Here is an 8983-nt window from a genome sequence, read left to right on the forward strand (position 1 = left end):
CCGGTCATAGATCAGAATTTCTCAACAACCGTAGATCTTGTTGAAATAAACAACATCACCATAAGTGCCGTAGATTCAATCGGACGGACAAGATCCATCACCCTTCTCCTTGATGGGGACATGCTTCCAGAATACTATGAGAGATTACTCGGATTCGATCCGCAAAACCCTGACTCGGACTCCTCATTAACACAGGAAAACGAGGCAGGGAACGGAATACCCGACGGTCTAGAAGATTTTGATAATGACGGGCTTGCAGCATATGCTGAGTATAAGCTTGGATCAGATCCCTTCAACAAAGATACCGATGGCGATGGTTTAGAGGATGCATTTGAACTTCTTGCAACAGGGACTTCACTTTTGAAAGCAGATACCGACGGTAACGGCATTAATGATTCTGATGAGGACACGGATAGAGATGGATTAACCAACCTTGAAGAGCAGACGTTGGGGACAAATCCCCTGAACCCTGATACCGACGGTGATACCCTCTCTGACAGCGATGAGGTAAAAATACATCTAACAAATCCTTTGAGAAGGGATACTGACAGTGACGATCTCACAGATGATGTTGAAATTATGCTGGGCTCCGACCCACTTGTTGCTGATAGCGATGGCGACGGCATTCTGGATGGAGACGAGGATTATACTTCCGTTATTAGGGATGAAGAACTTGGCGTAAAGGTAGCAATCACAGGAAAAGGATATCTTGCAAAAGAACTGAGGATTTACAATGTCACTTCAGAAATTTTTACAAACATATCTGCACTTGTAAGTCATGTTATTGATTTCAGTTTGGACAAACCATTTGAAAAAGCAGAAATAACCCTTACTTATGATGCCCAGAAAGTGAGCGACCCCTCGAATCTCTCACTGTTCTATTTCAATGAAACTCTTGGCACTTTTATCCAGATAGAATCAACAGTAGATGCTGCAAATCATACAGTCACCGGGATTACTTCTCACTTCTCCACCTTTGCTATTTTTTATGTGCCCAACTGGAATGCCCTGTTCGAAGCTGAAATGAACATGGGACGTGGCGGTGCTGATGTTGTCTATGTTGATGTCATGTTCACCATGGACAGCTCAGGAAGCATGAGCTGGAACGATCCTTACGGATACCGCAAGATAGCAGCAAAGAACTTCGTCGGTGCGCTTATTCCCGGTGACCGCGCCGGGGTTGTGGATTTTGATAGTTCTGCATATCTCATAAGACCGCTCACGGATGATTTCAACGCAGTCAACTCCTCTATAGACCGCATTGACTCTTCTGGCGGAACGAATATCGGTGCAGGCGTAAGTGTTGCAAACAACCATCTGATAAATTCAGGAAACTCAAGTCATGCATGGATGATGATACTGCTCACCGACGGCCAGGGCTCTTATAACAATTACTACACTCAGCAGGCCGTGGCGAACAACATCACCATCTACACTATCGGGCTTGGAAGTTCAGTGGACAGTGCGCTTCTTACAGGCATTGCTACTGCTACAGGCGGAAAATATTACCCTGTCTCTTCTGCAGATCAGCTTCCGCAGGTATTCCGCGATATCTCAGGAGAAATAGAACCCACGGATAGCGATAACGATGGTCTTTCTGATGCACTTGAAACAGGAGGGTTCAGGGATGGGTTCGGGAACTGGTACTTCAGTGATCCCTACGATCCTGATACGGATGGCGATGGTCTCCTGGATGGAGAGGAAGCTGGAACTCTTGTTGAGTTTGGCGGCAAGAAATATTTCAACATCATAAGCAAACCCACACTTGCCGACAGTGATGGCGACGATCTGGACGATTACGAGGAAGTAAAACGAACCAGCACGATCTATGTTGTAAACAGCCCTGCAAATGCTCAGAACTTCCTCAAGGCTGTCTATGAGGGTACGGATTATTCCCCGTATATAACTGCCATTGTACCTGCCTCTAACCCTTTGAATCCCGACACAGATTTTGACACGATACCTGATGGCGAAGAAATCATATGGGGTACAGATCCGGGCAGCAGGGATACGGATGGAGACGGTATTGATGATAATAAAGAGAGGGGTTATGGTGAGGATCCAACGATTTTTGATATAACTCCGCCTGCAATCAGAGTAGATTTCTTATCGGTGAGCAAAGACAGCTTCAGCTTTACGACAAAGTACGATTTCTGGTACACAGTTTCTGACTACGGTGGAGTGAAGGATGTAGCTTTGCTAAAGAACGATATCGAGAGGGACAGGTACTCTTACTCAAGCCGCATAACCACAGTAAACGAGCACACATACTTTGAGACAGATTTAGAGACAATACTGGATGCCTTCAGGACCGCAAGAGTGGATATTAACGCCGACGACTGGAACGGTAATTATGAGACGGCTTTAGTTTACCACCGTCCCTCAATCTACGGTCAGATGGCAGCCAGGCTTGGCTCGGATACTATTTACGGTAATGAGATTGCAGGCAATCTGGGAACGCTATCAGGTTTATCGGCAGCCATTGCAGAGATACCTGAACTTGTGATCCTGATCGAGGATGATCCTGGCGGATTTCTGGCAGGCATCAGAGACCTTGCAGGAAATATAGCCTCAGATCCTTCGCTCTTTGCTGACCTTATCGCGTCGCTTCCAGATGCAGTCAAAGAAAAGCAGTTGATTGAAAATCCATACTCAAAGGGCTCAGCGCTTCACAGCAGCTTCGCCAACGGCTGGTACAGCGGCTACATAGGAACTCAGATACTTTCGATATTTGTGGGTGCTGGTGAGCTTAAAGCTGTAACATCTTCAGCGAAATTCACTGAGCTTACTGGTAGCGTCCTCACGAAGATGGACGATCTGAAGCTGCTGTTGAGGGCTTCAAAATCATTCACTGTGACGGAGAGAGTTGGCGCTTTTCTTGTTGATGATGCGGCATCTCTTGGATTAACCGCTCCTGCGGATATGCTCGGAAAGATAAAGACAGCAGTAAAGCAGGGCAGGGTAATGAAGCATCTTACGAATATAGGGAATAGCAGGATAATTTCATTGAAGGACTATCATAATGAGCTTGTGGATATTCTGCTCAGGACAGGGGATGACGGTGCAAACTTTGTAAGTGCAATGGATGATGTCGCGCTTAAGGACATGTTTTCGCTCAATGTGAGAGGGGCGGATTCTCAATTAATGGGGAAATTTAGGATAAACCTCGTAAAGTTGAATACTCGAGGTGTAACTTCAGGAGAGATAGAGAAGTTTATCGGGAATATGGATAAGTTAAAGGATGTAAATGGAATAGACAGAGTAGTAAGAAGAGTATCAGCAGCAGGAGATCCTGGAAATTTTAAAGGAGCTGCGTTTGAGGTCGAGTATGCAGCAAGCAGGAAGGTTGATGACATTATTGAAATGGGGAGATCATCAGAATTCAGTAATACAGAACTTACAAAACCTGGAGATATCGATCTCATTATGCAAGAAGGGACTAAAAAAGTTGGATATGAATTAAAAGATAGAAACTTTGCCACATGGGACAGATTTAACGATGATATTAATGATATAAATAAAGGGTTTAAGGATATGGTACAAAATGGAAAACTAGATGACTATAAGATAGTATTCAGAGAGAGACCACCTGAAGACATGATAAATTGGCTGGACTCAAAGAATATCCCATGGGGTCATTATGTTTGAGGTGATGTAGATGGATTGGAGTATACAGTTCTATTATGATAAAAATCTTAACCCTGTTTTTATCAATAAATTTTTTTATTTTCTCGTTTCCAGAGGAGTAAAATATAACGCTAAAGGAGGTGGTTATTCGATTCTTGCCAAAGACACAAAAAAGGACATAGATCATTCTGAAAAAGAGGTAAAAGAATCAACTGAAAAGCTGGCTGAAATTGTCGACACTTACCTCAAGTTTGACCTAAGAACAACACACCTCGATATAATTTTGAATTATTTAGGTGAGGTTGATATTAAATTTGGGATATACATCATTCCGGTTAAAGATAATAAGTGCTTAATTTCATTTGAAGCAGGTGAACATCTCATCCCTGATGAAAAAACATTTTTAATCTTTATTAACCTGTGTAAAGAGGTATTCAATAGACTCAATTTTGTACATGGTGCTTTCAGAAGCCAATATCAAGATGATATTCCCTTAAATGAAGAAGATTTCCTGAAAAAATTGCCAAATATTGTAAATTTCTATTCTAAGCCGTTGGTGGATAAGTTAGGGCGTGAAAAGCTTCTCTCTGCACCTGCAAAAAAGGTAGAGGAGCTTGAAAATGGCGGAATAATGCTGCTTGTCTGCACAGAGCAGTTAGGTTGTCCTGATGAGCTGGATGCTGTAAGGCTCCATCTGGGTTATGAGCTGCGGTATGTTTGAAAAATAGGAATTCTGCAGAAAAACATAGTTGCATGTACACAGTTTCAAAAGCAGTGACTTTCAAAAAAGAACATCTAATTTCTTTTTTTCTAATCTTTGTGCTTTTGTTCTCTTTTATTCCCACTTCACTTGCCGATTCGAATATCAACGCCGACCTTATATCGTCGCTACCTGATGCAGTCAAAGAAAAGCAGTTGATTGAAAATCCATACTCAAAGGGCTCAGCGCTTCACAGCAGCTTTGCCAACGGCTGGTATTCTGGCTACATAGGAACTCAGATACTCTCGATGTTCTTGGGTTTCGGAGAGCTTAAGGCTGTTACATCTTCAGCGAAATTCACAGAGCTTACAGGTAGCGTCCTCACAAAGATGGACGATCTGAAGATGCTGTTGCGGACTACTAAAGGGTTGAGAATAACAGAGAGAGTAGGCGCTTTTCTGGTGGATGATGCTGCATCTCTCGGATTGACTGCGCCTGCGGATACGCTTGGCAAGATAAAGACGGCGGTAAAACAGGCAAGGGTAATGAACCATCTTACGAATATAGGGAATAGCAAGATAACTTCATTGAGCGGCTATCATAACGAGCTGGTGGATATTCTACTCAGGACAGGGGATGACGGTGCCAAATTTGTAAATAAAATGGATGACGCCACACTCATGAAGATGTTCTCGCTAAGAGTGAGTGGGGTACCGGATAGAAGATTACTTGAATTCAGAGCTGGGCTTGTACAAATGTGGAATATTGGCATATCGGAGGGAGATGTTGGTAAATATATTGATGATATTTCAAAAGTTACGGATATCCCGGGAGCTAGAAAGTTTATAGATAAAACAGCATCTACAAACGATATTGGCAATTTCAAAAGTCTGGCATTTGAGGCTGACAGGGCGGCTTACTACAGGCAAATTACCTCGGACATGGTAATAGAACCGATTAAACAAATTGATTTAAAGGTTGGAAACAAGTATATTGAACTAAAGGCATCGTTTGGGAGCTTAACTGAAAACAAAATAATGGAATATTTGGGTTCTGGACAGAAAAAATTTGGTGATAATATAGGTCTAATTGGTAGCAATCCAACTAAACTTGAAATTAGTGCCAGGGAAGGTCTTGGAAGTTTAGATGCAAATATGATTAAGAATAAAATAAATAGTTACATGAGTGACGAATTCGTTCTAAAGGGAAAGACTAATTACATTAGTGAAATCGAAGTATTCTTACCAAATGGAAATTCAATAAGAGGAATCCGAGGAACTTCAGGTTTGTTCGAATGGGTGTGATAATATGCAGAAGAATATAGATTTTGTGGCATATATGCCACAAGAGACGAGCTCATGGGGTTTTATTATTGCTGGAAAAGCGCGAAAAACTTCAGAAATCTTCAATGAAATTTTAGAAATTACAAGAAAGGTATTTGATATTAGTAAGGGATTTTTTATACCAACAAAAATCGAGTATGGCTTAGTAACCTTTTCTGAAGACATTCTTGCTAATAGATTATTTGAACATAAAATTAAGCCACTGGGTATACTTAGAAGACAAATTCAATCAGATAAAGGAATTTCATATCATAAATTTTTGGAAGAAATCCATAGCAATGAGACTTTTAAAGATAAAATAAAATATATCGGAGATATTGATATTCATAACGGAAAAACAAAATTTGTCTTAAAAAGAAAGGACGAATATATAGACAGAAATTCAAAAGGGTTGTATGCGACATGGGGATATGACGAGATTTTAGATGAACCACCTACATCCGATCCGATAATGATAGATATATCTCACAGTTCATTGAAAGGTGAAAATCAACATGTGGAAAGTGCAGATCCAGCATATTACAATATTGTTTTTAGGACTGATACCGATATCTGGTTTGAAAAAACTGAGATAGGATTGGCTAACCGTAACAGATTAAGAGGCGTATTAAAGAAAGTATATGAGAATTTTGATGTAGTTTATACATTATTCCTTTCTGACTGGTTCTCTGAAAAAGAGTTAAAAGAAGTTGTTTTTGAGTAGGATTTTAAATCAATGGCAGGTATTGGGGTAAAAAGGACAACTTTCAAAAAAGAACCTTTTATCTCCTTTTTCCTCATCTTTTTACTTTTATTTTCATTTGTTCCTACTTCACTTGCTTATTCGAACATTAACGCCAACGACTGGAACGGCAATTATGAGACAGCTTTAGTTTACCACCGTCCCTCAATCTATGGCCAGATGGCAGCCAGGCTTGGTTCGGATACTATTTACGGCAATGAGATCGCAGGCAATCTGGGAACGCTGTCAGGTTTATCGGCAGCCATTGCAGAGATACCTGAACTTGTGATACTGATTGAGGATGATCCTGGCGGATTTCTGGCAGGCATCAGAGACCTAGCAGGGAGCATAGCCTCAGATCCTTCGCTTTTTGCTGACCTTATCGCATCGCTTCCAGATGCTATTAAAGATAAGCAGAGGTTAGAGAACCCCTATGCTGAAGGTACAACACTCCACAGCAGGTTTGCCGAGGGATGGTATTCTGGCTATGTAGGAACTCAGATACTTTCGATGTTCGTTGGTGCTGGAGAACTTAAGGCTGTTACATCCTCAGGCAGGTTTGCCGAACTTGCAAATAGCGTCCTCACAAAGATGGACGATCTGAAGATGCTGTTGCGGACTACTAAAGGGTTGAGAATAACAGAGAGAGTAGGCGCTTTCCTGCTGGATGATGCTGCATCTCTCGGATTGACTGCGCCTGCGGATACGCTCGGAAAGATAAAGACGGCGGTAAAACAGGCAAGGGTAATGAACCATCTTACGAATATAGGGAATAGCAAGATAACTTCATTGAGCGGCTATCATAACGAGCTGGTGGATATTCTACTCAGGACAGGGGATGACGGTGCAAACTTTGTAAATAAATTGAATGATGTCGCGCTTAAGGACATGTTTTCGCTCAATGTGAGAGGGGCAAATTCTCAATTAATGGGGAAATTTAGGATAAACCTCGTAAAGTTAAATACTCGAAGCGTACCTTCAGGAGAGATAGAGAAGTTTATCGGGAATACGGATAAGTTAAAGGATGTGAATGGAATAGACAGGGTAGTAAGAAGAGTATCAACAGCAGGAGATCCTGGAAATTTCAAAGGAGTTGCGTTTGAGGTCGAGTATGCTGCAAGCAGGAATATTGCTGATATTATTGAGATGGGAAGACCATCAGGATTAGGTCTGGGCAAAAAACCTGGTGATATCGATCTCATTATGCAAGAAGGGACTAAAAAAGTTGGATATGAATTAAAAGATAGAAACTTTGCAACTTGGGACAGATTCAATGGAGATATTAAAGAAATAAATGATGGATTTAAGGAATTAGTACAAAAAGGTACAATCGATGACTATAAGATAATGTTTAGAGAGGTACCCCCTGGTGACCTTATAAATTGGCTAAATTCGAATAATATTCCATGGGGTTATTTCATTTGAGGTGATTTAGATGTTTTGGAGCATACAGTTTTATTATAATAAAAATCTTGATCCTGTTTTTATCAATAAACTTTTTTATTTTCTTGTTTCCAGAGGATTAAAATATAACGTTAAATATGAAGGCTATTATTCTATTATTAGCAAAGTTGCATACTCTCAACCTGGGAAAGATATAATACATTCTGAAAAAGAAATAAATGAATCAACTGAAAAGTTAGCAGAAATTATCTATACTTATCTGAATTTTAACTTACAAACTACATCGCTTGGTATAAATCTAGGCTACTTAGATGAAGTGAAGTTTCCTTTCAATGTTGGCGTTCATCCAGTAGAAGACAATAAATCATTAATTTCATTTGAAACAAATGAGTATTGCATGGCTGACGAAAAAACCTTTTTAGCCTTTATTAACCTATGTAAAGAGGTATTCGATAGATTCAATTTTGTACATGGTGCTTTCAGGAGTGAGTACCAAGACGACATCCCCTTCAATGAAGAAGATTTCCTGAAAGTATTACCTGATATTGTAAATTTCTATTCTAAGCCGTTAGTGGATAAAATTGGTCGTGAAAAACTTCTCTCTGCTCCTGCAAGAAAAGTAGAGCAACTTGAAAATGGTGGAATAATGCTGCTTGTCTGCATTCTACACCCAGAGCAGTTAGGTTGTCCAGACGAACTGGATAGCGTAAGGCTCCATCTGGGCTATGAGCTGCGGTATGTTTGAAAGATATGATAATTTTGCAGAAAAACATAGATTTCATCGAATATATGCAATTCCAAAAGGAGTAGCTTTCAAAAAAGAACCATTTATTTCATTTTTCCTTTATCTTCCGGAATCCTGGTATATAGATGATTACCAACGCCTGCCTAAAACTATTGGTAATTCATTCATACACTGCAAAGTCAGCTATGAACTGTGATTCATAGATAACAATGAAAAACTTAAACCTATATGTGAAAGCGTTACGGTTTTTCATAAATTTATGCATGAAAACTCGCTCATGAGCGTTTCATCAGAACGCTAAGAACGCAAAGCTTAGTAACAAAAATCTTTGCGACCTTTGAGCTCTTTGCGGTGAGAGCACTGTATTCCCGCGGCAGGCAACTAGTGTCACGTCAATAGTTTAAAGTCGTAAGATATATATTATATGTTCTTCATGATATATC

General features: G+C 40.4%; 6 protein-coding genes. All 6 read left to right on the top strand.

What is annotated here, in order from left to right; all coding sequences use genetic code 11:
* Positions 1–3648 (top strand): vWA domain-containing protein (locus ANME2D_RS16745; RefSeq protein WP_198527357.1); only part of this gene is annotated, 3648 nt, incomplete at its 5' end.
* A 10-nt stretch (positions 3649–3658) separates the two neighbouring features.
* Complete coding sequence (locus ANME2D_RS05135) at positions 3659–4348, top strand: hypothetical protein (RefSeq protein WP_048089540.1); 690 nt, start codon at positions 3659–3661, stop codon at positions 4346–4348.
* Positions 4345–5631 carry a hypothetical protein gene (locus ANME2D_RS05140; RefSeq protein ID WP_198527358.1) on the top strand — a complete coding sequence of 429 codons (1287 nt, stop codon included), beginning with the start codon at positions 4345–4347 and terminating at the stop codon, positions 5629–5631. The genes ANME2D_RS05135 and ANME2D_RS05140 overlap by 4 nt, the downstream gene beginning before the upstream one ends.
* Before the next feature lie 4 nt (positions 5632–5635).
* Positions 5636–6373 carry a hypothetical protein gene (locus ANME2D_RS05145; protein ID WP_048089544.1) on the top strand — a complete coding sequence of 246 codons (738 nt, stop codon included), beginning with the start codon at positions 5636–5638 and terminating at the stop codon, positions 6371–6373.
* Positions 6374–6385: 12 nt separating this feature from the next.
* A complete protein-coding gene (locus tag ANME2D_RS05150) occupies positions 6386–7816 on the top strand; it encodes a hypothetical protein (RefSeq protein ID WP_048089545.1) in 1431 nt (476 codons plus the stop codon).
* 10 nt (positions 7817–7826) lie between these two features.
* A complete protein-coding gene (locus ANME2D_RS05155; RefSeq protein ID WP_048089547.1) occupies positions 7827–8540 on the top strand; it encodes a hypothetical protein in 714 nt (237 codons plus the stop codon).
* Positions 8541–8983: the final 443 nt, after the last annotated feature.

The organism is Candidatus Methanoperedens nitratireducens (assembly GCF_000685155.1).
Lineage (GTDB): Archaea > Halobacteriota > Methanosarcinia > Methanosarcinales > Methanoperedenaceae > Methanoperedens > Methanoperedens nitratireducens.